The following is a 26779-nucleotide window of genomic DNA, read 5'->3' as shown; positions in this document are numbered from 1 at the left end:
TGAGGGGGGAAGAAAAAATGGAGAAAGAAAAACGATTAACGAAGAAAGAAATTTTCAGCATGTTTATTCGTTCAAATTTTTTACTCGGTTCCTTTAACTTCGAACGTGTGCAGGCAATGGGATATTGTTATGTCATGATACCGGCGATCAAAAAATTGTACGGTCCCGGAGCGAAAAGAAACGAAGCCTTGCAGCGGCATTTGGAATGGTTTAATACACATCCGTGGCTGACAGCGCCTATATTTGGCGTGACGGCAGCCATGGAAGAAGAAATGGCGAACAATAAAGGAATTGACGGAAAAGCGATAAGCGGAATGAAAATTGGTTTGATGGGACCAATAGCGGGCGTAGGCGACCCAATTTTCTGGGGAACGATTCGTCCTGTCTTGGCTGCGCTAGGAGCCTCCCTTGCTTTAGGAGGAAACATTGCCGGCCCTTTGCTATTCTTTTTCTTGCTGAATGCCATAAGATTAAGCACAAAATATTATGGATTAAAGTATGGCTATGTGAAAGGAATGGAGATTCTTCAGGATTTAGCGGGGAATCGCATTCAAAAGCTTACAGAGGGCGCTTCGATTCTCGGGTTATTTGTTATGGGGGCTCTCGTGTCCAAATGGACCACCATCAACATTCCAATCGTTGTATCCAGGATTAAGGATGAAAGCGGAAAAGTAGATGTTCAAACTGTACAAAACGTGTTAGACAGCATTATGCCGGGTGCGCTGCCTCTCGGATTAACGTTATTGGTGGCATGGATGCTTCGCAAAGGGGTGAATCCTCTTCTCATTATTTGCGGCATCTTTGTCATCGGGATTCTCGGGTATTGGGCTGGATTCTTAGCATAAGGTGTGTGAAGGAAAAAGAGAGAAACTGCAGCAGTCTTTTCATATATAAATCATTCGGATAACAGCGAAACAGAGGAGAATTGCCAGAAACGGACCAGCTTGCTTAGCAGTCTCTCTTGAAAGTGTTCAAACATGAAGAGAGGAGCGAAGGAACAAATGAAAAAGAGACTTATTCAAGTCATGATCATGTTCACCCTGCTGTTGACTATGGCATTTTCGGCAGATGCAGCCGATTCAAGCTACTATGATGAGGATTACCGTCCTCAATACCACTTCACACCAGAGGCAAACTGGATGAATGACCCAAACGGAATGGTATATTATGCCGGGGAATATCACTTGTTCTATCAATACCATCCATACGGGCTTCAGTGGGGGCCCATGCATTGGGGGCATGCCGTCAGCAAAGATTTGGTTACATGGGAACACCTTCCTGTTGCGCTGTATCCGGATGAAAAAGGCACGATCTTTTCTGGAAGCGCAGTTGTAGATAAAAATAACACAAGCGGTTTTCAAACAGGCAAAGAGAAGCCGCTTGTGGCCATTTATACACAGGATCGGGAAGGCCATCAAGTGCAAAGTATTGCCTATAGCAACGACAAAGGAAGAACATGGACGAAATACGCTGGCAACCCTGTCATTCCAAACCCGGGTAAAAAAGATTTTCGCGATCCAAAAGTCTTTTGGTATGAAAAAGAAAAAAAGTGGGTAATGGTGCTTGCGGCCGGTGACCGTATCCTCATTTATACATCAAAAAATCTGAAGCAGTGGACGTATGCAAGTGAATTTGGACAGGATCAAGGAAGCCACGGGGGAGTATGGGAATGCCCGGATTTATTTGAGCTTCCGGTAGACGGCAATCCGAATCAAAAGAAATGGGTCATGCAGGTCAGTGTCGGAAACGGAGCGGTCTCGGGAGGATCAGGCATGCAATATTTTGTAGGGGACTTTGATGGAACTCATTTTAAAAATGAAAACCCGTCAAACAAAGTTCTCTGGACGGATTACGGCAGAGACTTTTATGCGGCTGTATCCTGGTCCGATATTCCATCAACAGACAGCCGCCGGCTATGGTTAGGGTGGATGAGCAATTGGCAATATGCGAATGATGTTCCGACATCCCCATGGAGAAGTGCAACGTCCATTCCAAGAGAGTTAAAATTGAAAGCGTTTACCGAAGGGGTTAGAGTGGTCCAAACACCAGTGAAAGAGCTGGAAACCATTCGCGGGACCTCTAAGAAGTGGAAGAATCTGACCATATCGCCTGCAAGTCATAATGTGTTAGCAGGGCAATCTGGAGATGCCTATGAAATAAATGCAGAATTTAAAGTAAGCCCTGGTTCAGCTGCTGAATTTGGTTTTAAGGTCCGAACAGGTGAAAATCAATTTACGAAGGTCGGCTATGACCGAAGGAACGCCAAATTGTTCGTTGACCGGAGCGAGTCGGGCAACAACACCTTTAATCCGGCCTTTAACACCGGAAAAGAAACAGCCCCATTGAAGCCGGTAAATGGGAAGGTTAAGATGCGCATTTTTGTTGACCGCTCTTCGGTTGAAGTATTTGGGAATGACGGAAAGCAGGTCATAACGGATATTATTCTCCCAGACCGATCAAGCAAAGGGCTTGAATTATATGCTGCAAATGGCGGTGTAAAGGTAAAATCTTTAACGATACACCCTTTGAAAAAGGTATGGGGAACGTCACCTTTTATGTCCAATTTGACCGGCTGGACGACTGTAAATGGCACATGGGCCGACACAATTGAGGGGAAACAAGGGAGGTCGGACGGAGATTCCTTTATCTTGTCTTCAGCATCCGGGTCAGACTTCACTTATGAATCTGATATCACCATTAAGGATGGAAACGGAAGAGGGGCAGGAGCACTTATGTTTCGCTCTGACAAAGATGCCAAAAACGGTTACCTTGCCAATGTGGATGCGAAGCATGACCTAGTGAAATTCTTTAAATTTGAGAACGGTGCTGCTTCTGTCATTGCTGAATACAAAACACCGATAGACGTTAATAAAAAGTATCATCTGAAAACAGAGGCCGAGGGCGATCGCTTTAAAATCTATTTAAATGATCGTCTTGTGATTGATGCACATGATTCCGCATATTCTGAAGGCCAATTTGGCTTGAATGTGTGGGACGCGACTGCTGTCTTTCAGAATGTAAAGAAGGAGTCTTAATGTTAAAAAAGGCACAGACCCGAACAGTCTGTGCCTTCTCGTTATTTTAACAAGTTTAAAGATTCGCGGTTAAATGCTTCCAAATCATCAGGTGTTCTGCTTGTGACAATGTTGTGGCTGACGACTACTTCTGCATCTTTGTAGTTTGCACCGGCATTGATTAAATCTTTGCGGATGCTGCGGTAGCCTGTGATATCTTTGCCTTTTAGAAGATCCGTATCAATCAGTACTTGCGGGCCGTGGCAAATTGCGAAAACAGGTTTTTTGTTTTCGACAAATGCTTTTGCGAATTCACCCGGACGGTCATCTGCACGAAGCAAATCCGGAGAGAATCCCCCAGGAATTAAAAGTGCATCAAAGTCACTTGCATCCACATCAGAGATGGCTTTGTCAATCTTTACTTTCTCGCCATGCTTACCGGTAACTTCTTTGCCGGCTTCCAAATCGATAGCCACAACACTGTAGCCAGCTTCTTCGTATGCTTTTACCGGACTTGTATATTCGATGTCTTCGAATTGGTCTGTAACAAGAACTGCAATTTTTTTGCTCATAAAAAACCCTCCTAATAACTCTCTATTCATAGAATAACAGGAAGATTGACCGGCCTTCAAAATATTTGCTTAACGAGATCGTTTTTCGTGAGTTTCAATAAAAGCGGGTCAGCCCCATATAAGGACTAACCTATTACAATGTGGAAATATCAATCACAAATCGATAACGGACATCGCTTCGGAGGATACGTTCGTATGCTTCGTCCACTTGGTCAGCTCCGATGACTTCGATTTTAGGTTCGATGCCATGCTCAGCTGCGAAATCCAGCATCTCTTGAGTTTCTTGAATTCCGCCGACTAGAGAACCTGCAATGCTGCGGCGCCCCATGATTAGGGAAAACACACTGTATGTGTCCGGCTTGGCAGGAGCTCCAACGTTTACAAGTGTCCCGTCTATACGAAGCAATGATAAATAGGCATCTACATCGAGATTTGCCGATACCGTATTTAAGATCACGTCAAAACGCCCGGCCAATGCAGTGAATGTGGCTGGGTCACTTGTTGCAAAGTAATGATTTGCCCCGAGTTCCAGAGCTTCCTCTTTCTTATTCATGGAGCGGCTCAGAACGGTTACCTCTGCACCCATCGCATGTGCAAATTGAATCGCCAAATGTCCAAGGCCACCCACGCCTACAATCGCAACCTTTTTACCAGGGCCAACATTCCAGTGTTTCAGCGGAGAATATGTTGTGATACCTGCACACAACAGCGGACTGGCAACATCCATTTCCAAACGATCTGGGATTCGAACAACAAATCTGTCAGTGACAACGATTTTTTGGCTGTACCCGCCATAAGTGGGGTTTCCGTCGTAGTCTACTGAGTTATACGTTTGAACAACACCCTTCGTGCAGAATTGTTCCTCTCCGATGAGACAGTATTCGCATTCTCCGCAAGAGTCAACAAAACAGCCGACACCAACGCGGTCTCCGACAGCAAACTTGGTGACTTCTGTTCCAACGGCTGTTACAACACCGGCTATTTCATGTCCAGGCACCATTGGGAAGATGCCACCGCCCCATTCATCAAAAGCACTATGAATGTCTGAATGGCAAATACCGCTGAATTTAATATCGATTAAGACATCGTGCGGCCGTAATTCTCTTCGCTCAATCGTCGTTTGTTCAAATTTGGCTTTTGCATGTGACACGCTTAATACACGGGTTTGATGTTGATTACACATATGAACCTATCCTTTCTTCATCATAAGTGTTGTAAATAAAAACATGCACTTATTTATGTTTTATGGTGTCTTCAACATAACGATAAACCTTAAAGTCTGCTTTAAGGCAAGGGTTTTTTAAAAAACCATTTAAAATGAACCTGATTTATAAGGTGAGATACAGTCAGCAATTAATGCAGAAGCTGTAATCATGCTGCGATCCCGGGGTGAAAGTTGTTCCTCTCTTGCCCAAATGCCACCGAATAGAACATCATCATGAAGTTCAGCAAACTTTGGCGTAAATTCTCCTAATTGTTCTCTTCCGGCAGTTTGTTTATTTGCCATTCAGCAATCCCTCCGTCTAACCTGTTTTTATTGCATGGAGAAGTATAGAGTAAGGCAAGTCCCGAATATATAAACCCAGATTCAGCACTTGTTTTGAGCTTGACTTAAAGTTAACTTTAAGTGTTACCTTCACAACATACAGGATAGAGAGGTGAAGATCATGAATATTGCTCAGGTGGCAAAGCAGTTTGGCCTGACAGCCGCAACACTCCGATATTACGAACGTGTAGGATTAATCCCGCCTGTAAAACGAAAAGACAGCGGCATTCGCGACTATGATGAAGAAGATATCAAATGGATTGAATTCATTAAATGCATGCGAAATGCGGGACTATCGATAGAAGCGCTAATTGAATATACAACATTATTTACCGAAGGTGACCGTACAGTAGAAGCTAGAAAAAATATCCTGGCTGACGAACGACAGCGGCTGATAGAGAAGCGGAAAGAAATTGATGAAACAATTAAAAGATTAGACACAAAAATTAAAGATTATGATGGGAAATTGCGCGAAAACGAGGCAAAGCTCAAAAGCAGGCCTAAAACGGAAAGTCTTCACGGATCAGTGGAGCAAAGAAGGTAGCATTCCTTGCGTTTGAAGAGAGCAGGTTAAAACGAAGGATTTTGATTCTGGCCTGTTTTCTCCATCAAGAGATCGCATAAAAAGAGGTGGTTACGATTCCTTATTTGGATTGGAGAATTTGCAAACATTATCGGAGATCAGATGGAGAAAAGCGGTTAATCTATTTACGGTCATAGGACCCGAACAAACAGTGCTCATTTTGAAGCTGAGGAACAGTTGTGGCCAATCAATACTGTTCCTCAGCAAATCAGTCATTGTATGTTAAAGGGTTGGCAATTGAATGGCTGTATCAATATTTTTTAAATTCAGCTTGACTTGTTCGTCAGGGTTCCAAGGATGGTACCAGCCTTTTTCCATCATATAGCTCGAGAGTTGTTCGTGCATATCGAGTGCTTCTTCCAAATGGCGGATAAGGACTTCTTTTACTTCAGGCGTTCCGGCTTCAGTGGCTGCCATCGCATAATTTCTGACTCCGTTTTTTGCTGAAATTAATAAGTCCATAGCAATGATTTGGTCTGTTAGAACATTCATGCCAGTCAGATATTCTATGATAGGATTCATGATTTATTCATCTCCTCATTCGTGCTTTGCATTAGATAAAATAGAGGCAAATTCCTGCAGCTGGCGTGTGGTGATATCAACATCTTGCTGCATGATTTCTTTCAGCTTCGGATCAGATACCAGTGCTTTCATTGTTTTAGATTTCGTCAAACAAAGTGTCTTAAATGAAGTCATTTCCTGAACCTCAAGCACTTCGTGTAAGGCGTATTCCATTTCTGTAACCTCCGTTTTTTAAGGCTTTAACACAACTTTGATACAATCATCCATTTTTGAATCAAAAATGTCATAGCCATGCTTGGCTTCACTAAGCGGCAGGACATGGCTGACAACATCTCCCGGATCAATTTTGCCTGTCGATACTAGTTCAAACATGTACGGCATATAGTGGATCACCGGAGCCTGGCCAGAGCGTATATTGACGTTTCGCTGCATAATATCTCCTAACGGAAAACCGTTATATCTGCCTCCGTACACACCTGTAATTTGTATGGTTCCTCCTTTGCGAACAGCTTGAGAGGCAATGACCAATGCACTCATTGTTCCGCCATGAAGTTTTAATCCGCTGGCAAGGAACTCGAGATCGCTCATTTTACCATCCATCCCAACAGCGTCAATGACTACATCCGCTCCGCCTTTCGTGATTTCCTTTAAATAATTCCCTGTATTCTCATGGTCTTCAAAATTAACGATTTCTACTTTGTTTGTACGTTTCGCATGCTGTAAGCGATAGTTTACATAGTCAACTGCTATGACGCGTTTTGCGCCTTTTAGCCAACAAAACTTTTGAGCAAACAGGCCGACTGGTCCGCAGCCGAGAACGATAACTGTATCGCCTTTTTTTACGCCGGCATTATCCACACTCCAAAAGCCGGTGGTCATGGCATCGGCAATCACGCTTAATTTCTCATCGGGTTCCTCACAAGATTCAGGGATTTTAAAATGGGTAAAATTCGCAAACGGCACTCTTAAATATTCCGCTTGCCCGCCTGGATAACCGCCAGTTTGCCCTGAATAGCCGAAATAAGCACCCATTTCCCCATTGTCATTAGACTGATCACATTGGCTTTCCAGCTGGTTTTTACAAAAAAAACATTCACCGCAGGCGATCGTAAAAGGGATAATGACGCGGTCACCTTTTTTGACCTTTGTAACCCCTGGCCCAACTTCTTCAACAATTCCCATCGGTTCATGGCCGATGACATAGTCTTCATGGAGATTAGGAATCAATCCATGGATTAAGTGTAAATCTGATCCGCAAATGGCTGTACTGGTGACTTTGATAATCATGTCATCGGATTTTTCAATCTTTGGATCGGGGACATCTTTGACAACAACATTTTTAATGCCTTGATACGTTACTGCCTTCATGCTGTAAAACCTCCAGTGTTAGTGTTCATCAGGTGTCCGGTCAAACATCCCTTTGCGATTTGTTTCATCAGGAAAGAGGTTCATATTGCCGACCATGATCGTGTTTTTTGCAGAGAGCTGATCCAGCTTATACTGTTCGCTCAGCTCATATGGATGGAACCACTTTTTGCTGATCATCAGTTCCGTAATCTCTTGGTGCATCGCAATTCCTTGCATCAGCTGTTTCCGAAGCAGTGCTCTTACATCTGGTGAAGCGGTTTCTGTCAAAGCTACAGCAGTATTCCTTACGCCTTCCTTAGCTCGTATAAGAAAATCCATCGCGAATGTAGTGTCTGCTAGTTCAGGCACATTCAGCGAATTAATGGGGTCTAAATGATCATTATTCAAAGAGGCTTACCTTCCTTTCAATTGATGATTGGCGTTGGGCGGCTTTGAGGGACAGGGGCCTGAAATGAGGCACGCTCATAAACCGCTTGTAATTCAGTAAGGTCTTGAATGGATTGCTGTACATCTTTTTCCATCAAGTCCTTCAGTTCTTGGTCAAACACAAGCCCTTGCATTAACTTTGATTTCGCTATACAAAGTGTTTTAAAGTTCACGATTTCATGTAAGTCAACAGCCTCATGAGCTGCCAATGTTTGATGATCCATATTGATGTAACCTCCTTTTATCAACGTTACATTTCCCGAAATGAAGTTGAAGCATACAGAAAATACACTCGGTATCATTTTTTGTTTTAAGAATCGCTGTTTTTGCTCGTTCTTATGACATGGACTAAACTGCACTTAAATCTGAAATAAGGGTGAAGTATGGAAATTTATTTATGGAAACTTGACATAGTGCTGTCAGGTTTCTTTGGTATCATTAAATTGGATGACCAGTAAAAGTATGGTTTTATAGGAGGCACTCGATATGAAGCTGTTACAAATTAGACTGTTGGTGAATGATTTTAAGAAAAGCGTCGAGTTTTATAAAGATTCATTAGGACTTCCAATAAGTTGGTTAGAGAATGAAATGGAATATGCACTCTTTGATAATGGGGAAACGAAAATAGAGCTTTTATCTCGAGAAACGATGGCTGAAATCGTTGGAGAGGAAAAAAAGTCCTTGGAAGGAGAAGCTCAATCAAAATTTTTGCTTCAGTTTAAGGTAGAAGATGTTGATAAAACGTATGACGATTTACACGAAAAAGGAGTTAAATGTGAGAATAAACCGCATGATCGCAAGGAATGGAGTGCCCGAGTTGCTCACTTCAGAGATCCAGATCATAATCTGATTGAAATATATAAAATGTTATGATTTTTCGACTCGCAAAATCATAGAATAACGTTTGATAACGTACCTAATCATTTTTATACGCCCTGGTAAAAGAAAGCAAAGTCATAATAGGTTGCGGACACTGAACTTGCAGCATTTACGCTGATTTGTATGGTGTCCGTTTTTGATTGGTGAAAAAGGTGGAGTATCTATGAATCGAGAAGAAGCGTGGATACAAGGAAGCAGTACACTGATTGAGTTAATTGGTGGAAACGAAGCCGCTTGATCCATGTCCTTTTTCCTGATTGTCAATCGTGATTACCGACTGGACAAATGATTAAGAGCCAAATGTAACACACCATCAATATCAAGCCTGACTACCATTTATTTTGTATCCTTAATTGTCGAAAACATAGGAATAATTCCACTTTTGAAAGATCTAGTTTATGGTACATTGATAAATATATGGGAGGGGAGGGGGCATGGTATCTGAAAGTAAATCCTTAACTGGATGTAAGAAAGTCAAACGTACGGCATTTATAAGGGGAGGGTATAAGGTGAATAAGTTAAAGAGGCTAAGTATGCTAACGGTGATGATTGCATCTGTGTTCATTTTTTCTAGCCATGCACTTGCGGCTCAGTATTATACGGTTTCAACAAGCAGCGGTGCTCCTGTCAACATGCGCAGCGGCCCAGGTACAAGTTGGGGAATTGTAACGACCATTCCGAGCGGAACCCGCATCCCGATCTATTGCTACAAAACCGGTACAACTGTAACTGGAAAGTATGGAACGAGCAATATTTGGAATTACACAGAGCGGACGCTTGCCAGCGGGGAGATCGTTCCTGGATTTGTCTCTGATACATATATGTATACAGGCTCAGACGGTCCGGTTGTTCCTAAATGCAGCTGGTAGCATATGTTCTATCGTTTCTTAAAATGAAGGAATTGAAGAAAGAGGGATGACATTGACTAAACTGAAAATGCTGAGTATGTTAACCGTTATGATTGCATCATTATTTATTTTTTCCAGTCAGGCACTTGCCGTTCAATACTTTACTGTCTCAACAAGCAGCGGTGCGCCTGTCAATATGCGCAGCGGTCCTGGTACAAATTATCCTATTATGCTTTCCATTCCGAGCGGCTCCCGTGTTCCTTATTATTGTTACGCTTATGGAACGACTGTTACAGGGAAGTATGGAACGAGTAATATCTGGGACCAAATCCAGTGGAAAGATTCCCGGGGTGTCGTGAATATTGGATATGTGTCTGACACATATGTGTACACAGGATCAGACGGCCCTGTCGGTTACAAATGCAATTAGCTAAATACTCCGTACAATAGAATCTCTTCTTAAGGGCCTATCTAGGACGAACCATACCAACAACAATAGTTGGTATGGTTTTTGTTGCGATGAAGTCTTCCATACCTGCATTTGTGGTGATTTTCAAAAGAGATTCATGATGTTAGACACTGGTTGTTGTTGAGGACAAAATAACGAGCCGCTTTAGAGTTGTAATCTAATGGTATAAATACGGAATTAAGATAGGAAATAATCAATAGGAGAACGTAATGTACAAACCTATTTTTCGATGAAATTCCTAATATCACTTTGGTTAAACATCTCACATTGCGTTCTCGTTAGTGAAAAGTTCTTTTTACGCTTCGTGAAATCTTCTCTAATTCCATAGTTAGTTTTACCTGTCCTATTATGAAAATTTTAATTAATCCTTAACACGTATGTTTCTTTTCTTTTTCTAACATGTCGTGTAACCTCTCAGAAAATTCTTTATGGTATATTGTGTACCCCGTATGATTTCCAGGGAATTCAACCAATTCTGTTTTCAATTGTTCCGCTAGGGCGTTCGCGCAACGATAAGGAAAAAGCTCCCGAGAAGCACTTCCGCCAGCTGGGAGTACCTTCATCGGTGAAGATGTAAACACTGTTTTTAATGCTTCGAAATCTAATGTATAGTTGAGAATTCCTTGAATTTCATACTCAGTGAAATACGTTGAATTGCCGAGAAGCCGCTTTGTCAGCACAGCATTTGATTGTTCGTCTGTCTCTAATCTTGACATTAACTTAATGACTTCACTTCGATGATTTTTCTTAAGGTCTTCCATAAATTGCTCGGCTTGTTTCAGCTCATTTCCATGCAGAAGCTGCAATAAGATTGGTTCGTGTGGGATCATGACATGTACTTGTTCGGGATGGCGTATGCACAGATCAAGCCCGATAACAGCCCCGGAGCTGCTTCCAAATACGTATGCCGGCTTATTGGTGATTTTGGCTAGAAGACGGTGAGCATCGTCACTGTGTGTTTCCACACGGTAATCCTCAATCTGATTGGCGAGATTGCTGCGGGAATGGCCGCGGCGATCATAAGTAACAACCGTGTACCTGTTAGCCAGATGATTGGCAATATGATGGAACTTGTCGGCATCACCGCCTCCGCCGTGGACCAAAAGAATGATGGGACCTGAGCCACGCACTTTATAGTGGATGTTCGCTCCAGGTACTTGCAACGTTCCATTGTTTATCGTCATTTGTAGGACCTTCCTTTCTTCTCATCTCCTTTAACTTTACACAATTGGCCAAAATGTTCATATGCAGGAAATAACTAAGAAACAAACTCGCCATAAAAAAAGCACTGATTATATTTCATCAGTGCTTCCGTTTTGTTTATTTAGAGTAGACAATTTTTTTTATTGTTTCAATAGAGAGGTGATATTCATCAGATAAATTATGAATGGTTTTGCCGTTTTTAAATGCTTTTTTAATAGAAGCGTTTCTGTCATCGATCAGCTTTCTTGTTCCTGAACACGCACCCCATTTTTGATGAGAGGATTCAGATTTAGGGATATATATTGTTTTTCCTTGAACATACTTTTGAATTTCCGATATCAGCTTTTCAGGTAAAATAGCGGTTGCTTTTACATATGCCATTTCTGCCAGCTCCTTATTTTTTATGTTAAATAAGGTGCAAAGCCACTATATCAGAAAAGCTTACTAGGGCGATCTTTTAGAAAGTCTACCCCATGCAAAGTATCGCCTTCCCAATAATAGGCTTTGCATGGGACGTTGCGGAATCTGGCATTCTCATCTTGCTTGCCATTTACATCACCTCCCTAACGATTTTCGATGATCACTTCCATTATAAAATAGAGTAAAGCCTTATGGCATCTTGTTAATGAAAGTTGAAGCAGTATGAAAATCAAGGGACCTTCCCAGTGAGAGGGGCTAAGGCTGATTGGCAATGAAAAGAGTAAGATTCAAGCTATATTACTTTAGATTCAAAATATTGACAAATTGATGTATTTTCAACAATAGGGCAGTCTCTTCATGTATACTGAGTCTGTATTTACAATATTTAGAAAGGGGAAGTGCAATGAAAATCAGTATGCAAAAAGCAGCGATCTCATTACTTGTTTTCACTATGTTTTTTACCCTGATGATGAGCGAAACGGTTTTTGCGGCGGGACTGAATAAAGATCAAAAGCGCCGGGCGGAACAGCTGACAAGTATCTTTGAAAACGGCACAACGGAGATTCAATATGGATATGTAGAGCGATTGGATGACGGGCGAGGTTATACATGCGGACGGGCAGGCTTTACAACGGCTACCGGGGATGCATTGGAAGTAGTGGAAGTATACACAAAGGCAGTTCCGAATAATAAACTGAAAAAGTATCTGCCTGAATTGCGCCGTCTGGCCAAGGAAGAAAGCGATGATACAAGCAATCTCAAGGGATTCGCTTCTGCCTGGAAGTCGCTTGCAAATGATAAGGAATTTCGCGCCGCTCAAGACAAAGTAAATGACCATTTGTATTATCAGCCTGCTATGAAACGATCGGACAATGCCGGACTAAAAACAGCATTGGCTAGAGCTGTGATGTACGATACGGTTATTCAACATGGCGATGGTGATGACCCTGACTCTTTTTATGCCTTGATTAAACGTACGAACAAAAAAGCGGGCGGATCACCTAAAGACGGAATAGACGAGAAGAAGTGGTTAAATAAATTCTTGGACGTACGCTATGACGATCTGATGAATCCGGCCAATCATGACACCCGTGACGAATGGAGAGAATCAGTTGCCCGTGTGGACGTGCTTCGATCTATCGCCAAGGAGAACAACTACAATTTAAACGGACCGATTCATGTTCGTTCAAACGAGTACGGTAATTTCGTAATCAAATAAGCATTAAATGAATAAAACGGCAGCGTTTTTGTCGATGTTTAGCCAGCATTTTCAGCATGATGTGGAAAAGACAAGAGACAAACAAGCTCTTGTCTTTCCTAATATGATAGTTCAGTATAAATATTTAAGAAAAATGTCAGTATTGAGTAATGAATGTATCACCAGGCGTATGCCTCAGGTGTCTCTCCTCCAGGTCCGGGAAAGATATCATTTAACATGCGGAGAATCTCCTTATCCAGACTGATTTCAACGGCTTTTATCGTATCACGCAGCTGCTCAACCGTTCGTGGTCCGATGATCGGAGCAGTTAAAACAGGATTTGCCAGCACCCATGCCAAAGCCACATTTGCTTCTTTTTCTCCTAGTTCTTTGCATAAATCTGAAAATTTCTCGAGTTGTAAACGATGTTTTTCAATTAAATCTGCTCTTTTTGCTGTACGAGTTCCGACATTGCTTTTCAATGCCTTCCCGCCAAGAAGCCCTCCTGCAAGGGGACTCCACGCCACTACTCCTAAACCAAGATCCCGTGCAGCCGGCAGCACTTCCATCTCAGCTGTTCGTTCTAATAAACTATACTTATGCTGTTCAGTGACGAGTCCCATGAATCGCCGTTTTTCAGCTTCAGCTTGCGCTTTAACTAAATGCCAACCTGCAAAATTACTGGATCCAATATAGTCTACTTTGCCGGAGCGAACCTGAGTCTCAAAAGCTTCCCATATCTCATCCCACGGTGTCCGCCTATCGATATGATGCATTTGGTACAATTCGATATGATCTGTCTGAAGCCGCTTCAGTGATCCTTCCAGGTGACGTCTGATTTTGTATAGAGACAAGCCCCTCATATCATTTGGTCCGTCATTCGGATCAGAAATCGGTTCATATACTTTTGTCGCCAGAACAACTTTCTCGCGGCGCTGTCCTCCTTGTGCAAACCATTTTCCAATGATGCTCTCTGTCAATCCTGCGTTTTTGCCCCAGCCGTAAATATTGGCAGTATCAAAAAATTGAATGCCGTTATCAAGCGCTTCATCCATGATACGGAACGCAGTCTTTTCGTCTGTATCAACTCCAAAATTCATCGTGCCTAAACATAAACGGCTCACCCGCAATCCTGTTCTCCCTAAATAGGTATACTCCACAACAAACCTCTCCTTTATCATTATTTTTTGCAACAGCTGCAATACAATTGATTCAACAATTGTTTCGCTCTTTGTTACGATTAAAAAGACGAAGCAAATGTAAAGCAGACGCAAAATTATAGGAGGTTTTTTCAAATGAATATAGAGGATCTATGGGATCAATTTCATCAGCCGTTAAAAACATATATTTCACATAGGGTTAACGATCAATCTATCGTTGATGACCTCTTGCAAATCGTATTTATGAAAATACAAGTGCATCTCCCAAATCTGATCAATGAACAAAAGATCGACAGCTGGATTTATCGGATCACTAGAAATACGATTATTGATTTTTACCGTACAAAAAAAACAAGCGAAATATTGCCTGATGTTCTACATTTTAATGACAGTGCAGAGGAAGAAAATTTCACCAAGGAAGCAGCTGTGTGTATTCGATCGACCATCAAACGGTTGCCTGAAAAGTATCGAGAGGCTCTCGAGTTAACTGAATTCCAGGGGTTATCACAAAAAGAGTTGAGTGAAAAGCTCGGCATTTCTTACTCGGGAGCAAAATCAAGGGTACAACGCGGACGGAGAAAATTAAAACAGCTGCTTGAGGGGTGCTGTCATATTGAAGCGGATCGATATGGAAATATCGTAGACTTTCGTATTTTAAAGGAATAACTGATGAACAAAGTCAGTTATTCCTTTAAAATAGGCCATCCGCATGAAGAGCATTTTCCCTTTGATGTTTGTAAGAGATGTATGTATAATATAAATCGTAACGTTTTCGATTTAATAAAAAAGGAGTGTTGGAATGAACATTTTATTTTCAAAGCCGCTAGGCATATTAACGATTGGTTCATTACTAGTTTTGGCAGGATGTCAGACTTCCGGTTCTTCTGCAGGTGAGTCTAATAAAACAACATCATCCTCCTCAGCAGTTGAAGAAGACTCTTCCAAAACGCAAGAGCAAACATCTGACAGTCATACACACGAACATTCTCACGATCATAGTCATGCGCATGATAAAGAAACAGAAAAAATATATGAAGGCTATTTTAAAAACAGCCAAGTAAAGGATCGCTTACTTTCTGATTGGGAAGGAGATTGGCAATCTGTATATCCATACCTGCAAGATGGTACTCTTGACGAAGTGTTTTCATATAAATCAGAACACGAAGGCGGCAAGACAGCTGAAGAATATAAAGAGTATTATAAAAAGGGCTATCAAACAGATGTTGACCGTATTGTAATCCAGAAAGATACTGTAACGTTCTTCAAAAATGGACAAGAATATTCTGGTAAGTATACGTATGACGGATACGAAATTCTAACCTATGATGCGGGCAATAGAGGGGTAAGATACATATTCAAACTAGCTAAAAAAGCAGAAGGGCTGCCTCAGTATATTCAGTTTAGTGATCATAGTATTTACCCGACTAAAGCTAGTCATTACCATCTCTATTGGGGGGACGACCGTGAAGCTTTACTTGATGAAGTCAAAAACTGGCCTACCTACTACCCGTCAAAAATGGATGGACACGATATTGCCCATGAGATGATGGCTCATTAAATGATGATTACTCTATGAAAGTTTTTCTGCCATAGCCATTTTTTTCTGTGGAGAATTGATAGAATGGGGAAAAAACTGATTGAGACCACTCAGGATCCGCCACATTATTGTGACGTGGCATACCTTGAGTCATCTCACAGGAAGAGTAGAAGAAACCTATTTCAAAATAAAAAATCATTGGATGTATGGCAGTGGATTACGCTTGAAATCTATTGGCTTATATGAAGCAAAGAAGAGACCCAAAGACCGCAAAGCTTCTTCAAGAAAGCTTTGCGGTTTTTTATATGTCTAAGCCTCGATTCATCTCACCATAAAAAGGTATTTCAACTTTCTCTTTTGATCGACAATAGTCCATAAAGGGAAGGATATTTCCCTCACAAAGAAGTCGTGGCAGTAATCTCCATAGGTGTGTTTGCATGGCCCCACTTTAATGGTTTTGTTTAAATCTAATAAAAAACAGACGCCATAAAGATTTCTTATGGCGTCTGATGGATATGAGGTAAGGTGAGTTCTTAATAGCCACCGAAGAAAGATGTCCCAACGATGATTAATAGTATGAATAGCACTACAATTAATGGAAATGACTTCATAACATCACCCTTCCTTAAAAGAGGATAGTACATGATATGCAGATCGAGCTTATTCGATAGTGATGCTAGTTTAATTGATATAAAAATATATTTTAGCCTAGGCTGGACTGCTAATTAATCTTTATTAGTTATTGGATCATACTTATCATTTTGGAATGAATCCGTTTCAAAGTGATGTGTTGTTCTCGGCCAATCGCTGGTTAATCTTCCTGGTGCAATCGAGCTATATGAAGACATCCCTCTTTTATGAAAGTACACCCAAAACTTCTCTCTCTTGCAGACCCTTAATCATTTGACTTGCATATCGAGCGTAAGCATGCCTCATCTAAAAATAAAGTGCACCATCTGCCATTTGTTTTAACATTTTTAAGACAGTGATGCACACCTTTTGCGTTAGAGCAAATGGAACAGGTTCAGAAGGGGCGAGCTGCTCCTTACTTCACCCAGATAAAAGACGGAGATAGACGGCATGTACCGAAGCTAACTGAAAGTTAAATTGAAATGAAAAAAGGGGCATGTTAAGCACCCTTTAAGACTATCGAGAGCTTCTCAATAGCCTAACGCATTGTATGTTTAACATGTTTTAATTTTTGACAACGGATAAACTGACACTGTTGCCTGAGACTGTTACTTTAGCGAAGTCTTGTGTATCAATTACAGGTGTTATTGCTTTGTTGTCGATGGTGATGTTTGTAAAAGAAGTTGAAAAATTTGATTTGATAGATTGGCGTGACCCTGTTGTTGCAACTGTAGCGAGCGCTTTCCATTTTGAGATGGAGCCGACATTTGTTTTGCTGATTTCTGAGATGAGACGGCCGTTGTATCCGGCATTGTTCGTGCCCCAGTATGTAGCGCGGGTATTGCCGTTAAGGTTTTTGTAGATGGTAAGTTGTACGGTGCTGCCGGGACGGAAGCCTTTCGTATTCGTGAATTGGCTTCCTCCTTCGAGGTACTGAACCTGATCCTGTCCTTTTGAACCAACTTTCATATATGGTTTCCATACATTATATTTATCACTGTACTGAAGCCCAATATCGGATTCTGTGCCTCCGCTAAAACCAGAGTAGATGTAGGCTGTCCCGTTTGAAACCTGAGTGGAGCTAGGAAGCTGGATTTTCGTAACAAGAATGGCACCATTACTGTTCAAGTAAGCCCTCCCGCCGATTCCATCAGTTAGCTGTGATGCAGCTTCTGCGGTTTTTGGACTAATAATACCCGGCATATCTACTGCACATGTGCCAAAAAGCACGGTTGCCGTAAGCGCACCCGCAAGCAGACCTTTTTTCATCATCATTATTTCCCCCTATCATTATAATTAGAAAACGCTATCATCTTGTATTATAAAACATTATGAAAATAATTCCATAATAAACATGCACATAGATACAGAATTTACACATTATGACTTTGTGCATCTGGCAAACGGTCGATTTCTAATCTCGAAAAATGTCCTGTGAAGTGTAAATGTTACGATAACTTTTCAATCGAGGCTTGTGTTTTATTGAAATAGAAAAGCTATAGAGAGGGGGTAGAAATAAGAGGGGAAAGAGAGAAAACACTGTAATCAGATATGTGTGTATAACTCAATTGTTTGTTAGAAAAAAAGTGGGCTTTTTAAGCCCGCTTCTTAGTTCATGTTTCTCTTCAGGAGATTGTCTTTTTCATTTACATTCAATGTCCAACATGACTCCTTTGAGTTTCATCTAATATTTCAAACAATCTTTTGTACTTTGATATGACTTCTTGGTCCACAATTTTATGGCCAGAATTGAAAAAGGTGATTGAGCCCGATCCTTTACCAAGCTGATTACGATCTGTAAGAACTTTTTTCAACTGTTTTGCAGTACCGACACTGCCTGAAATAATATCAACTGTTATCCCAAACAGTTTTTCAAAACTGTTTTTGAAAAACGGAAAATGAGTGCATCCTAACACAATCGTTCCATATTGTTTCAGATCAAAAGAAGATAGTTCGTTCTCTAGATATTTAATGATCTTGTCTTCACCAAAATCAAAGTTCTCAGCAAATTCAACTAGTCCTGGAAGAGCTAAGCAATCAACAAGGTCATGGTGATCAATTTCTTTAACTAGATTATGAAATTTCTCTTCTTTAAGGGTCAAATTAGTAGCAACTACCAGAACTCTTTTTCTTTCCTCTGTACATTTATTTTTAGCAGGCTTTACAGCGGGTTCGATTCCGATTATCGGAAAGTCGAAATTTCTCCGAAGATCCTCTATCGCAATGCTAGTAGCTGTATTACACGCAATAACCAGAGCTTTGATATTTTGACTGGCCAGAAATTCAGCTGCATTGAAAATATATTCATTAACTTTAATCTTTGATTTTTCACCGTATGGAACGTTTAACGTATCTGCATAAAAAATGTAATCTTCATTAGGAAGAACTTTTATGGCCTCATACAATACAGTCATGCCACCAATTCCAGAATCAAAAAATCCTATTTTCATCACTTCTCACGCTTTCTGTCTCATTCTTTTTTTTATCATATGACTTTATATCATCTAAATCAAACGAAAAAAAACCATTTTACTATTCGGATTTAATATGGGAGTTATCGATTATTCGAATAGGTAGCAAAACTTGAGAAGGGGAGATAAGATCGAAATGTTGGTGATGTATTGTGGTGAATTCATCAAGATCACACCAAATCAATGGGATGATTGATAACCCGAATCAATTAGCTTTGAAAATGTAGGAGTATTGAGATTTCCAGAGTCAGGGGATGAAATTACGAAAAAAAAAGCAAACTGCCTGTCGAAGTTTGCTTTTTGCTCTATCAATGAGGTGTGCCTATATTTTTATATCCTCTTGGCAAAGCTGATTTAAAAGCTGCTTAACCGATATTTCCTCAGTCAATGACCGTATCCCTTGACCTGCCCATAAAGACATCTGATCATGGTTATTTTGAAGTGAAGCCTTCTGTCTCATTGCCTTCGTTAGTGTATTTTGATAAGGGTACGGAAGGGTTTGTGTCTCAAACTGTTCTTTTTCTTCCATCCATTTATTTACGATTCCTCTGGCCTCTTTACCTGAAAATAATGTCGTAAGCTTTGTATCTGCTTCGTTTGCCTCTAGTATTTTCTGTTTATGTACTGGATGTGCGCTACTCTCGTGACAAATTAAAAAGGCAGAACCGATTTGAACGCCTTGGGCTCCAAGGGTTAAAGCTGCTTTTACTCCTCTGTGGTCTATCATTCCCCCAGCAGCTATGACAGGTACGCTCAGTGCATCTGCTGCTTGTGGAATCAGAGCCATTAAACCTACGGCAGATTCACCTTTGGAAGGTAAGAATGCTCCGCGATGTCCACCGGCTTCACTTCCTTGAAGGACTACTATATCCATTCCCCGTTCTTCCATTAACAATGCTTCTTCTACTGTTGAAGCGGTTCCTATTAAACAGCATCCAGCGGTTTTTAGCTTCTTTACTGCGTCTTCAGGCGGCAGATCAAAAGTGAATGAGCAAGCCTTAACCTTGTATTTTAAAATTAGATCAATTTTTTGATAGAAGTCATCCCACTCTTCTTGTACAGATGTGAATTGATTTACTTGATTAGCTAACGGTATGTTTTCTTTCCACTTTTTAATCTGATCTTTTGGTGGCATCTCTAGACCTAGCGGAACAAACACATTAATTTGAAAAGGAGCGTCTGTCAGCTCAAACATTTCTTTTATTTGTTGTTCTAGGAGGTCTGGCGTAAGATACCCCGATGCTAAGCTGCCAAGAGCACCTTGATTCGAAACTGCAGATGCAAGTCGGGGCTTTGTAATACCGCCAGCCATTGGAGCTTGAATAATCGGTTTTGTTAAGGAAAACTTCTTCATAAATTCATTCATACCGAATCCCCCCGTTAAGACATGATTTTTGAAAAAAGTGTCATTTTAAAATTTGCTCAAAACTCGTATTCGCTTAAATATATCGTTTTCCTTCTTTTTGTCAATCTCTCATACCAGTTAACATGACGATAAAACAGGGAGGATTAAAGTGTGTCAAAGATAGTGTCGTCCCATGGCGGCTCTACAAAAAACTGAATATTCATGTAGTCCTTCATAGTTGATATCTGATTTTGAGATGTCTTGCATCTTAATATTGAATGATATATAGGAGAACATCATGTAAAATAAAGCTTAGAAGAATACATCACATTCAAGAGTAAAAAAATCTATAAGACGTACAGATCAATATTCGGTTTTACAGTTAGATATTAAGGCTGAAACGGAGGAACATGTAATGCGAAGTGAGCAGGATATGATGGACATTTTTTTGGACTTTGCTTTGAACGATGAGAGAATCCGATTGGTCACTTTGGAAGGGTCACGTACAAACAGAAATATCCCTCCTGACAACTTCCAAGATTATGACATCTCGTATTTTGTAACTGATGTAGAATCTTTTAAAGAAAATGATCAGTGGCTCGAAATCTTTGGGAAGCGTATTATGATGCAAAAACCAGAAGATATGGAGCTTTTTCCTCCCGAATTAGGTAATTGGTTTTCATACATTATTCTTTTTGAGGATGGCAACAAATTAGATCTAACCCTTTTTCCAATTCGTGAAGCAGAAGATTATTTTGCTAATAACGATGGTTTGGTTAAGGTCTTGCTCGATAAGGATTCGTTCATCAACTATAAAGTGACCCCAAATGATCGCCAATACTGGATGAAAAAGCCGACTGCAAGGGAATTTGATGATTGCTGTAATGAGTTCTGGATGGTTTCGACTTACGTAGTAAAAGGACTAGCAAGAAATGAAATCCTTTTTGCCATTGACCATTTAAATGAAATTGTACGTCCTAATTTATTGAGAATGATGGCCTGGCATATCGCATCTCAGAAAGGGTATTCATTTAGTATGGGGAAGAACTATAAATTTATGAAACGGTACCTTTCAAATAAAGAATGGGAGGAACTCATGTCTACATATTCTGTGAATGGGTATCAGGAAATGTGGAAGTCTTTATTTACTTGCTATGCATTATTTAGAAAGTATTCAAAAGCTGTATCAGAAAGTCTTGCATATCAGTATCCTGATTACGATGAAGGCATCACTAAGTATACGGAAGGTATTTATTGCTCAGTAAAGTAATAAGAATATAGGATTGTTTTCATATGATATTTGATTCTCGCTGACAATGGAGACCAAGGAGTCACCATGTTTGTAAAAAGATGCGTAAATCGTTATGTTTAAGAATGTCTACGCATTTTACTATGATTATTCTTGTCCAAAATTTTTGTTCTTTTTAACGAAACGAGGCATTATAATTAACCTATAGGCACATTGAAAAAACAAAAGAATAAAAAGGAGGATTTTTGTGTTTCAAACCTTAGACCATTTTTTGAAATCTTGGGAGTTCGAAGCAGATGCTACACAGAAACTATTAAATAGTCTGACTGATGAATCACTTAATCAAGAAATAACTTCACAAAATTGGACTCTAGGCCGTATTGCCTGGCACACTGTTGCTGCCATTCGCATCATTACCTCAAACACAGACTTAACGTTCCATGCCCCAGCTGAAGATTATCCTGTTCCAACTTCGGCTCAGTTTATAGCTGACAGCTATCATCAAGCCAGTAATGCATTTGTACAGGCATTAAAAACCCAATGGACTGACCATACACTTCAAGAACGTATCAACTTTATCGGACAACAATTGCCTAACGGTTCACTTTTGATGTTTTTAATTCAACATCAAAACCACCATCGGGGACAAATGACTGTTCTTATGAGACAAGCAGGTTTAACTGTTCCAGGTATTTATGGTCCAGCAAAAGAAGAATGGGAAAAATTTGGTTTGGAAGCCCCGAAAATGTAATCAACCTTTTTATAAAAAGTTACGCTATGACAACATATAAGAAGATGTTTTGATCAATCTTTTTTCAAAACATGTTCTTTTTTTGTTCGTTTACCAATGATAAGAACATATTCGAATCATTTTTATTCCATACCACTTCAAATGACAACGTTCTTCCGCTTTATTGTTGCCTGTTCCCAACGATGTAAGTATAAATTTTAATGCTGTCAAATCTTCTAGATACACATGTCTATAGATTCCTCTCTAACAAAACCCCCGCTTTTTCTGCCATCACTCGAGGTGGGTAAGGCATTTCATTTTTCAACCACCATTCGACTAATCCTACATATGCATTTGCAACAAATTCAGCAACGATCTATGGTTCAGAAATTCCAATGAAACATTCAGGTGTTGCTCAATTTCGACTAGAAGCAGCTGCGCCAAAAGGAAGCCTATTGGAAGAGTCTAGCTAAGTTGCAACAAATGGATACAAGAGGGGAACGTTTTCTCAAAAGGGAAGGTAGTGTATTACTGTAATTCATACAATGAGTAAAGCCTCCCAGGTATAATCTTTACTTCGTTCGACAAATTCTGCAAATTGTAGACAACTTCCTGATTATTTGGATAATTAACTGGATAGGAGGGGAAAAGTTGTCATTTTTCATTATACTTATCATCGTTCTATTATCGGAGCATTGGTAACAGCAGCAGTCGGTATCATCTCTTCAAAAGTAGAGGTAATCTCGCCGAAAACTACAATAAAATCTAAAGAGGAAGAACAGAAAAGTTTTTATACGCTGAAATAAAGCAGAGAAAGAGCATCTCCTACGGGGGTGTTTTTTACAGAGGAGTTGGAAAAACTGAATCAGACTAATTTACTTTTAAGATTCACCCTTGAAATCGCTGCACTAATCTCCTTAGGGGTGTTTGCTTGGATAAGCTTTAATGGTTATTTTAAATATGTTTTAACTTGGGTTTTACCTATTGCAGTTATGATTGTCTGGTCTGTATTTGCAGTACCTAATGATCCTAGTCGAAGTGGACAAACTGTAATAGCTGTAAACGGGGTAACAAGGTTAGTTATTGAATTATTGATCTTTGCAATGGCTGTTGCAGCGCTTTATTTTAGTCATTTAAAACCAGTTGGTATTGTCTTTTTATGTCTAATAATACTCCACTACATCTTTTCAGCTGAGCGTATCAAATGGCTTCTAAATCAATAGTTTTTCATTTCGGCACTCGTTATTAGAGTGCTTTTTATCATTCTCTGTAGAGCCAGTGATTCTCAGATTAGATTATTGAAGGTTAACGGCTTGGGCACAGTTGCAGTTTAGAACGCATTTTCCAATAAAGAAGGCGGTCAGTTGAAATTCATCATTAAACAATTGTACAAAAGTAAAATTTGTATTTAGAATGTAGTAATAAATAGAAATTCTACATAGGAGGGTATCTTGTGGAAGAAAAGAAAAAAGCTTTAATCATTGTGGATGTACAAAAAGCCTTCGATGATAAAAAATGGGGGGAACGGAATAACGTAAAGGCGGAAGAAAACATTAGTAAAATACTAAAATTATGGAGAGAAAAAGGATGGACAGTCATATACATACAACACACTTCTGATAAACCTCATTCTTTATTCCATCCAAAGAATGAAGGGTTTGCGATAAAGGAAATAGTTAAGCCTATGGATGAAGAAGTCATTATAACCAAGACAGTAAATAGCAGCTTTATTGGTACGAATTTAGAAGAATTCTTAAAATTAAATGAAATAAACACTGTAGTCATAACTGGTTTAACCACGCCTCACTGTGTATCAACCACCACAAGAATGAGTGGTAATTTAGGGTTTGATACATACCTGATTTCAGATGCAACAGCAGCCTTCGGAATGAGAGACCAAAATGATACATATTATGATGCGGCGACTATTCATAATATATCTCTAGCTACATTGCATGATGAATTTGCCACAATATTGACAACTGATCAATTAATAAATGATTTTATAAAAACTCACTGATGAAAAACATTTTGGCACAGTAAAACGGCAGGCGCCTTTCCAATAGGAAGGGCGCTTTAATTCGATTTCCTGCTTTACTGCTCAGAGGAGATGTATCAATGTTTCTTTATCGACAAGCAAGGGCAGATGAATGAAGCAAAGTGGCAAAGCTACTCCATGAATTTTTCAATTAATATTCTTTTATGGATTTACTCGTAAAACGCGAAAAAAAAGATCATTCATTTATTTTTGAAATGCATAAAGTACTGACAAGAGCATATTTTAAAAAGCATTTCTTTTTTGTTGACATTCAGAATGGTGAAATGGTTGTTGCTGCTCTATTAAAACATTGTGATAAACCAGACATTAACTTGATCGATTATATAGCAGCAGGGGGGATAACAAAATGGGGGATCCTCAGTATTGAACATGTTGGCGGTGACTAATGAGACTGAAAAATCTTCCAAATCCTTATAAGAGCCGGCATGGTATTTAGAAGTATTAGGAGTTTCGCCATTTTATCAGGGAAAGAGTTTGGGCAGCAAAATGATTAATGACTGTCTCATACCTTTTATTTCAAAATGCGGGGCGGCATCTTGGCCCTTATCACGAATGCTGATCTCAATAGATCATTTTACAAATCGTATTGATTTTATATTTAAAGATTATCTTAACCTTTCATAAAGATGGAGGTCGAATGAATGTCTTCAAATGAAAAAAATAGTGTAACCATTTTGACGGAAAGTCAATTGTCTTCGAGAGCATTTAAAGATGAAGCGTATGAATTTTATAAAGAATTGCGAAAATCACAGCCTCTCTACCCATTATCTTTAGGAGCTCTGGGGAAAGGCTGGCTCATATCGAGATATGAAGATGCAATACATTTATTAAAGAATGAAAAATTAAAGAAAAACTATGAAAATGTATTTACCGCAAAAGAAAAACGTCCTGCTCTATTGAAGAATGAAGAGTCTTTAACAAAACATATGCTTAATTCAGATCCCCCTGATCACAACCGCTTGCGAACTCTTGTTCAAAAAGCATTTACGCATCGGATGATTTTGCAGTTGGAAGACAAAATCCAGCATATCGCAGATTCTTTATTGGATAAAGTGCAGCCCAACAAATTCATGAACCTAGTAGACGATTATGCGTTTCCATTGCCGATTATCGTGATAAGTGAAATGCTCGGCATTCCCTTGGAAGATCGTCAAAAATTCAGAGTGTGGTCGCAAGCAATTATTGATTTTTCAGATGCCCCTGAAAGACTTCAGGAGAATGACCACTTGTTAGGGGAGTTTGTTGAATATCTGGAATCCTTAGTTCGCAAAAAAAGGAGAGAACCTGCAGGAGATTTAATCAGTGCATTAATTCAAGCGGAAAGTGAAGGCACACAATTAAGTACAGAAGAATTGTACTCGATGATTATGCTGCTTATCGTTGCAGGTCATGAAACAACCGTAAACTTAATCACCAATATGACATATGCTCTGATGTGTCACGGTGATCAATTTGAAAAGCTCCGCCAGCAGCCAGACTTGATGAATTCCGCCATAGAAGAAGCATTGCGGTTTCACAGCCCTGTTGAGCTAACGACAATTCGCTGGACGGCTGAACCGTTTATACTGCATGGACAGGAGATTAAACGGAAAGATGTGATCATCATTTCTTTAGCATCAGCAAACCGTGATGAGAAGATATTTCCAAATGCCGACATATTTGATATTGAAAGAAAGAACAACCGCCATATTGCTTTTGGCCATGGCAATCATTTTTGCCTTGGTGCACAGCTAGCCCGCTTAGAAGCCAAGATTGCGATTTCCACCTTATTACGCCGCTGTCCAAATATACAGTTAAAAGGCGAAAAGGAACAAATGAAATGGAAAGGGAATTTTCTGATGAGAGCACTCGAAGAATTGCCGCTTAGTTTTTAATTTTTTTGGGGGGATATGTGATTTTTAAAAACAAAGTTTAGCATTATTTATGCCTACCGGGCATGAAAATGTCTTGCAAACACCAATAGTTTCCCCCTATCGGTGTTTTTTATTTGTTTTCAGCCTCATTTGGACAAACAGCTGTTACATAGTAAACGTTTGTTAAGATAAAATAATGGAGGGCATTGTTTCTAATGAGAAAAATAATGATAGAGGAAGAGACATTGAAAATATAGAAGTTTTACATGATGTTTTAAAAGATAAATTAGACTTCCCAAACTACTATGGGAGAAATTTAGACGCTTTATGGGATTGCCTGACAGGGTGGGTGGATTTGCCGCTCACTTTAGTCTTGATAAATTTTGAGTTTAGTAAAAAGTTTTTAGGTTCATACGCTGATGATGTATTAGAAGTTTTACTAGAGGCTCAAGAGGAATTAGAGGACGAGTTTAAAATAATAATAGAGTAGACTTTCTGTTTTGTGAATTTTAACAGTTTTCGTTCGCAGAAAAAGGCAATAGGGCACCACAAATTAAAATTTCGTTGAGACCGCAATAACTTTTTGGCTTCTGATAAGTTTCTTATGATGTTGGTATCAAGTCACATGACTTCTTTCTAATGTAAGTTAATTTCATTATGAGTTAATCATGAGGATAATTTTATTCTGTGAATAATA

Annotated in this window: 33 protein-coding genes and 2 pseudogenes; 19 read left to right on the top strand and 16 right to left on the bottom strand. The window is 39.8% G+C overall.

Features of this window, described 5'->3' with window-relative positions:
- The first annotated feature begins 17 nt into the window (after positions 1–17).
- The 3 genes from levG (at position 18) to sacC (ending at position 3035) form a co-directional block, all read left to right on the top strand.
- Positions 18–845 carry a PTS fructose transporter subunit IID gene (gene levG, locus NYE20_RS14490; RefSeq protein WP_003229834.1) on the top strand — a complete coding sequence of 276 codons (828 nt, stop codon included), beginning with the start codon at positions 18–20 and terminating at the stop codon, positions 843–845.
- Positions 846–961: 116 nt separating this feature from the next.
- Positions 962–1093, top strand: coding sequence for a hypothetical protein (locus NYE20_RS14485; RefSeq protein WP_223497671.1), 132 nt, complete (start codon positions 962–964; stop codon positions 1091–1093).
- Complete coding sequence (gene sacC, locus NYE20_RS14480) at positions 1032–3035, top strand: levanase (RefSeq protein WP_249385615.1); 2004 nt, start codon at positions 1032–1034, stop codon at positions 3033–3035. Before NYE20_RS14485 ends, sacC begins: the two co-directional genes overlap by 62 nt.
- 41 nt (positions 3036–3076) lie before the next feature.
- Here the strand turns inward: sacC and yraA are convergent, their stop codons facing one another.
- The 3 genes from yraA to NYE20_RS14465 all read right to left on the bottom strand — a co-directional run bounded on the left by yraA (position 3077) and on the right by NYE20_RS14465 (position 5093).
- Complete coding sequence (gene yraA, locus NYE20_RS14475; RefSeq protein WP_003229836.1) at positions 3077–3586, bottom strand: cysteine protease YraA; 510 nt, start codon at positions 3584–3586, stop codon at positions 3077–3079.
- Positions 3587–3719: 133 nt separating this feature from the next.
- Complete coding sequence (adhA, locus tag NYE20_RS14470) at positions 3720–4769, bottom strand: formaldehyde dehydrogenase AdhA (protein ID WP_041850120.1); 1050 nt, start codon at positions 4767–4769, stop codon at positions 3720–3722.
- A gap of 129 nt (positions 4770–4898) precedes the next feature.
- Positions 4899–5093 carry a hypothetical protein gene (locus NYE20_RS14465; protein WP_041850119.1) on the bottom strand — a complete coding sequence of 65 codons (195 nt, stop codon included), beginning with the start codon at positions 5091–5093 and terminating at the stop codon, positions 4899–4901.
- Between the two features lie 160 nt (positions 5094–5253).
- Between NYE20_RS14465 and adhR the strand changes: the two genes are divergently transcribed.
- Positions 5254–5676: an aldehyde stress transcriptional regulator AdhR gene (gene adhR, locus NYE20_RS14460; RefSeq protein WP_004398725.1), complete on the top strand. Its 423-nt coding sequence runs from the start codon at positions 5254–5256 to the stop codon at positions 5674–5676.
- 261 nt (positions 5677–5937) lie between these two features.
- Here the strand turns inward: adhR and NYE20_RS14455 are convergent, their stop codons facing one another.
- Genes NYE20_RS14455 through NYE20_RS14435 form a run of 5 tightly spaced genes read right to left on the bottom strand, consistent with a single transcriptional unit; the run spans position 5938 to position 8255 of the window.
- Positions 5938–6237 carry a spore coat protein gene (locus tag NYE20_RS14455; RefSeq protein WP_003246006.1) on the bottom strand — a complete coding sequence of 100 codons (300 nt, stop codon included), beginning with the start codon at positions 6235–6237 and terminating at the stop codon, positions 5938–5940.
- 15 nt (positions 6238–6252) lie between these two features.
- On the bottom strand, positions 6253–6450 hold the full coding sequence (locus NYE20_RS14450; RefSeq protein ID WP_021480190.1) for a hypothetical protein: 198 nt from the start codon (positions 6448–6450) through the stop codon (positions 6253–6255).
- Between the two features lie 18 nt (positions 6451–6468).
- Entirely contained in the window at positions 6469–7605 is a 1137-nt protein-coding gene (locus NYE20_RS14445) for a zinc-dependent alcohol dehydrogenase (protein ID WP_021480189.1), read from the bottom strand.
- Between the two features lie 18 nt (positions 7606–7623).
- Positions 7624–7992 (bottom strand): spore coat protein, encoded by a 369-nt coding sequence (locus NYE20_RS14440; protein WP_009967868.1) that lies wholly within the window; start codon positions 7990–7992, stop codon positions 7624–7626.
- Positions 7993–8009: 17 nt separating this feature from the next.
- Positions 8010–8255 (bottom strand): spore coat protein F-like protein YraG, encoded by a 246-nt coding sequence (locus tag NYE20_RS14435; protein WP_003229845.1) that lies wholly within the window; start codon positions 8253–8255, stop codon positions 8010–8012.
- A 262-nt stretch (positions 8256–8517) separates the two neighbouring features.
- Here NYE20_RS14435 and NYE20_RS14430 point away from each other — a divergent pair, with 262 nt between their 5' ends.
- From NYE20_RS14430 to NYE20_RS14415, 4 genes are all read left to right on the top strand, one after another.
- On the top strand, positions 8518–8904 hold the full coding sequence (locus tag NYE20_RS14430; protein ID WP_004398984.1) for a VOC family protein: 387 nt from the start codon (positions 8518–8520) through the stop codon (positions 8902–8904).
- Positions 8905–9046: 142 nt separating this feature from the next.
- Positions 9047–9148 carry a hypothetical protein gene (locus NYE20_RS14425; RefSeq protein WP_119123071.1) on the top strand — a complete coding sequence of 34 codons (102 nt, stop codon included), beginning with the start codon at positions 9047–9049 and terminating at the stop codon, positions 9146–9148.
- A gap of 271 nt (positions 9149–9419) precedes the next feature.
- Positions 9420–9779 carry an SH3 domain-containing protein gene (locus NYE20_RS14420; protein WP_004399021.1) on the top strand — a complete coding sequence of 120 codons (360 nt, stop codon included), beginning with the start codon at positions 9420–9422 and terminating at the stop codon, positions 9777–9779.
- A gap of 52 nt (positions 9780–9831) precedes the next feature.
- Entirely contained in the window at positions 9832–10188 is a 357-nt protein-coding gene (locus tag NYE20_RS14415; RefSeq protein ID WP_004398671.1) for an SH3 domain-containing protein, read from the top strand.
- Between the two features lie 407 nt (positions 10189–10595).
- Here the strand turns inward: NYE20_RS14415 and NYE20_RS14410 are convergent, their stop codons facing one another.
- Together NYE20_RS14410 and NYE20_RS14405 are read right to left on the bottom strand one after the other, a co-directional pair.
- Entirely contained in the window at positions 10596–11411 is an 816-nt protein-coding gene (locus NYE20_RS14410; RefSeq protein WP_070547575.1) for an alpha/beta hydrolase, read from the bottom strand.
- A 136-nt stretch (positions 11412–11547) separates the two neighbouring features.
- On the bottom strand, positions 11548–11811 hold the full coding sequence (locus tag NYE20_RS14405; protein ID WP_032726262.1) for a CD3324 family protein: 264 nt from the start codon (positions 11809–11811) through the stop codon (positions 11548–11550).
- A 442-nt stretch (positions 11812–12253) separates the two neighbouring features.
- Between NYE20_RS14405 and csn the strand changes: the two genes are divergently transcribed.
- Positions 12254–13069, top strand: a complete 816-nt coding sequence (gene csn / locus NYE20_RS14400; protein WP_014480377.1) for a chitosanase — start codon at positions 12254–12256, stop codon at positions 13067–13069.
- A gap of 158 nt (positions 13070–13227) precedes the next feature.
- Here the strand turns inward: csn and NYE20_RS14395 are convergent, their stop codons facing one another.
- Positions 13228–14208, bottom strand: coding sequence for an aldo/keto reductase (locus NYE20_RS14395; protein WP_161621702.1), 981 nt, complete (start codon positions 14206–14208; stop codon positions 13228–13230).
- Positions 14209–14343: 135 nt separating this feature from the next.
- Between NYE20_RS14395 and sigZ the strand changes: the two genes are divergently transcribed.
- From sigZ to NYE20_RS14380, 3 genes are all read left to right on the top strand, one after another.
- On the top strand, positions 14344–14874 hold the full coding sequence (gene sigZ, locus NYE20_RS14390) for an RNA polymerase sigma factor SigZ (protein ID WP_161621701.1): 531 nt from the start codon (positions 14344–14346) through the stop codon (positions 14872–14874).
- Between the two features lie 133 nt (positions 14875–15007).
- A complete protein-coding gene (locus tag NYE20_RS14385; RefSeq protein WP_046160629.1) occupies positions 15008–15766 on the top strand; it encodes a metal-binding protein ZinT in 759 nt (252 codons plus the stop codon).
- 63 nt (positions 15767–15829) lie between these two features.
- Positions 15830–15991, top strand: a complete 162-nt coding sequence (locus tag NYE20_RS14380) for a hypothetical protein (protein WP_033881351.1) — start codon at positions 15830–15832, stop codon at positions 15989–15991.
- Between the two features lie 287 nt (positions 15992–16278).
- On the opposite strand, the gene NYE20_RS14375 is transcribed toward NYE20_RS14380, so the two are convergent.
- The 4 genes from NYE20_RS14375 to NYE20_RS14360 form a co-directional block, all read right to left on the bottom strand.
- Complete coding sequence (locus NYE20_RS14375; protein WP_082687850.1) at positions 16279–16356, bottom strand: YjcZ family sporulation protein; 78 nt, start codon at positions 16354–16356, stop codon at positions 16279–16281.
- Between the two features lie 583 nt (positions 16357–16939).
- The gene (locus NYE20_RS14370; protein WP_021480178.1) at positions 16940–17647 is read right to left on the bottom strand and encodes a YrpD family protein; all 708 of its coding nucleotides are present in this window, start codon (positions 17645–17647) and stop codon (positions 16940–16942) included.
- A 380-nt stretch (positions 17648–18027) separates the two neighbouring features.
- Positions 18028–18825: a glutamate racemase gene (gene murI / locus NYE20_RS14365; RefSeq protein WP_161621700.1), complete on the bottom strand. Its 798-nt coding sequence runs from the start codon at positions 18823–18825 to the stop codon at positions 18028–18030.
- 343 nt (positions 18826–19168) lie between these two features.
- Positions 19169–20212: a nitronate monooxygenase gene (locus NYE20_RS14360; RefSeq protein ID WP_161621699.1), complete on the bottom strand. Its 1044-nt coding sequence runs from the start codon at positions 20210–20212 to the stop codon at positions 19169–19171.
- A gap of 394 nt (positions 20213–20606) precedes the next feature.
- Here NYE20_RS14360 and aadK point away from each other — a divergent pair, with 394 nt between their 5' ends.
- Positions 20607–21461, top strand: coding sequence for an aminoglycoside 6-adenylyltransferase AadK (gene aadK, locus NYE20_RS14355; protein WP_161621698.1), 855 nt, complete (start codon positions 20607–20609; stop codon positions 21459–21461).
- A 226-nt stretch (positions 21462–21687) separates the two neighbouring features.
- Positions 21688–22191 (top strand): DinB family protein, encoded by a 504-nt coding sequence (locus tag NYE20_RS14350; protein WP_161621697.1) that lies wholly within the window; start codon positions 21688–21690, stop codon positions 22189–22191.
- A 229-nt stretch (positions 22192–22420) separates the two neighbouring features.
- Here NYE20_RS14350 and NYE20_RS14345 read toward each other — a convergent pair.
- Positions 22421–22564: pseudogene (locus NYE20_RS14345) on the bottom strand (TetR-like C-terminal domain-containing protein); the annotation flags it as partial.
- 457 nt (positions 22565–23021) lie between these two features.
- On the opposite strand from NYE20_RS14345, the gene NYE20_RS14340 reads away from it, so the two are divergent.
- The 5 genes and pseudogenes from NYE20_RS14340 to NYE20_RS14320 all read left to right on the top strand — a co-directional run bounded on the left by NYE20_RS14340 (position 23022) and on the right by NYE20_RS14320 (position 26572).
- On the top strand, positions 23022–23393 hold the full coding sequence (locus NYE20_RS14340; protein ID WP_072174161.1) for a YrdB family protein: 372 nt from the start codon (positions 23022–23024) through the stop codon (positions 23391–23393).
- 230 nt (positions 23394–23623) lie between these two features.
- Positions 23624–24190 (top strand): cysteine hydrolase family protein, encoded by a 567-nt coding sequence (locus NYE20_RS14335; protein WP_019712537.1) that lies wholly within the window; start codon positions 23624–23626, stop codon positions 24188–24190.
- A 182-nt stretch (positions 24191–24372) separates the two neighbouring features.
- Complete coding sequence (locus NYE20_RS14330) at positions 24373–24615, top strand: hypothetical protein (RefSeq protein ID WP_163136112.1); 243 nt, start codon at positions 24373–24375, stop codon at positions 24613–24615.
- 255 nt (positions 24616–24870) lie between these two features.
- Positions 24871–26103 carry a cytochrome P450 gene (locus NYE20_RS14325; protein WP_085186579.1) on the top strand — a complete coding sequence of 411 codons (1233 nt, stop codon included), beginning with the start codon at positions 24871–24873 and terminating at the stop codon, positions 26101–26103.
- A gap of 194 nt (positions 26104–26297) precedes the next feature.
- Positions 26298–26572: pseudogene (locus NYE20_RS14320) on the top strand (barstar family protein).
- The last annotated feature ends 207 nt before the right edge of the window (positions 26573–26779 follow it).

The sequence above is a fragment of the Bacillus sp. FSL R5-0416 genome (assembly GCF_037975425.1).
In the GTDB taxonomy this organism is placed as follows: Bacteria; Bacillota; Bacilli; order Bacillales; family Bacillaceae; genus Bacillus; species Bacillus subtilis.
The sequence above is the reverse complement of the archived record's forward strand: the minus strand, read 5'-3'. Positions and strand labels throughout refer to the sequence as shown.

Bases quoted from the DNA above. Each gene is read 5' to 3' on its own strand.
- NYE20_RS14360 (WP_161621699.1), bottom strand. From the start codon at position 20,212: ATGAATGAATTTATGAAGAAGTTTTCCTTAACAAAACCGATTATTCAA.
- adhA (WP_041850120.1), bottom strand. From the start codon at position 4,769: ATGTGTAATCAACATCAAACCCGTGTATTAAGCGTGTCACATGCAAAA.
- NYE20_RS14465 (WP_041850119.1), bottom strand. From the start codon at position 5,093: ATGGCAAATAAACAAACTGCCGGAAGAGAACAATTAGGAGAATTTACG.
- NYE20_RS14375 (WP_082687850.1), bottom strand. From the start codon at position 16,356: ATGAAGTCATTTCCATTAATTGTAGTGCTATTCATACTATTAATCATC.
- NYE20_RS14410 (WP_070547575.1), bottom strand. From the start codon at position 11,411: ATGACGATAAACAATGGAACGTTGCAAGTACCTGGAGCGAACATCCAC.
- NYE20_RS14380 (WP_033881351.1), top strand. From the start codon at position 15,830: ATGGGGAAAAAACTGATTGAGACCACTCAGGATCCGCCACATTATTGT.
- NYE20_RS14445 (WP_021480189.1), bottom strand. From the start codon at position 7,605: ATGAAGGCAGTAACGTATCAAGGCATTAAAAATGTTGTTGTCAAAGAT.
- NYE20_RS14405 (WP_032726262.1), bottom strand. From the start codon at position 11,811: ATGGCATATGTAAAAGCAACCGCTATTTTACCTGAAAAGCTGATATCG.
- murI (WP_161621700.1), bottom strand. From the start codon at position 18,825: ATGAAAATAGGATTTTTTGATTCTGGAATTGGTGGCATGACTGTATTG.
- NYE20_RS14455 (WP_003246006.1), bottom strand. From the start codon at position 6,237: ATGAATCCTATCATAGAATATCTGACTGGCATGAATGTTCTAACAGAC.
- yraA (WP_003229836.1), bottom strand. From the start codon at position 3,586: ATGAGCAAAAAAATTGCAGTTCTTGTTACAGACCAATTCGAAGACATC.
- NYE20_RS14430 (WP_004398984.1), top strand. From the start codon at position 8,518: ATGAAGCTGTTACAAATTAGACTGTTGGTGAATGATTTTAAGAAAAGC.
- NYE20_RS14450 (WP_021480190.1), bottom strand. From the start codon at position 6,450: ATGGAATACGCCTTACACGAAGTGCTTGAGGTTCAGGAAATGACTTCA.
- csn (WP_014480377.1), top strand. From the start codon at position 12,254: ATGAAAATCAGTATGCAAAAAGCAGCGATCTCATTACTTGTTTTCACT.
- adhR (WP_004398725.1), top strand. From the start codon at position 5,254: ATGAATATTGCTCAGGTGGCAAAGCAGTTTGGCCTGACAGCCGCAACA.
- aadK (WP_161621698.1), top strand. From the start codon at position 20,607: ATGCGAAGTGAGCAGGATATGATGGACATTTTTTTGGACTTTGCTTTG.
- NYE20_RS14435 (WP_003229845.1), bottom strand. From the start codon at position 8,255: ATGGATCATCAAACATTGGCAGCTCATGAGGCTGTTGACTTACATGAA.
- NYE20_RS14385 (WP_046160629.1), top strand. From the start codon at position 15,008: ATGAACATTTTATTTTCAAAGCCGCTAGGCATATTAACGATTGGTTCA.
- levG (WP_003229834.1), top strand. From the start codon at position 18: ATGGAGAAAGAAAAACGATTAACGAAGAAAGAAATTTTCAGCATGTTT.
- NYE20_RS14325 (WP_085186579.1), top strand. From the start codon at position 24,871: ATGTCTTCAAATGAAAAAAATAGTGTAACCATTTTGACGGAAAGTCAA.
- sigZ (WP_161621701.1), top strand. From the start codon at position 14,344: ATGAATATAGAGGATCTATGGGATCAATTTCATCAGCCGTTAAAAACA.
- NYE20_RS14330 (WP_163136112.1), top strand. From the start codon at position 24,373: ATGGATTTACTCGTAAAACGCGAAAAAAAAGATCATTCATTTATTTTT.
- sacC (WP_249385615.1), top strand. From the start codon at position 1,032: ATGTTCACCCTGCTGTTGACTATGGCATTTTCGGCAGATGCAGCCGAT.
- NYE20_RS14370 (WP_021480178.1), bottom strand. From the start codon at position 17,647: ATGATGAAAAAAGGTCTGCTTGCGGGTGCGCTTACGGCAACCGTGCTT.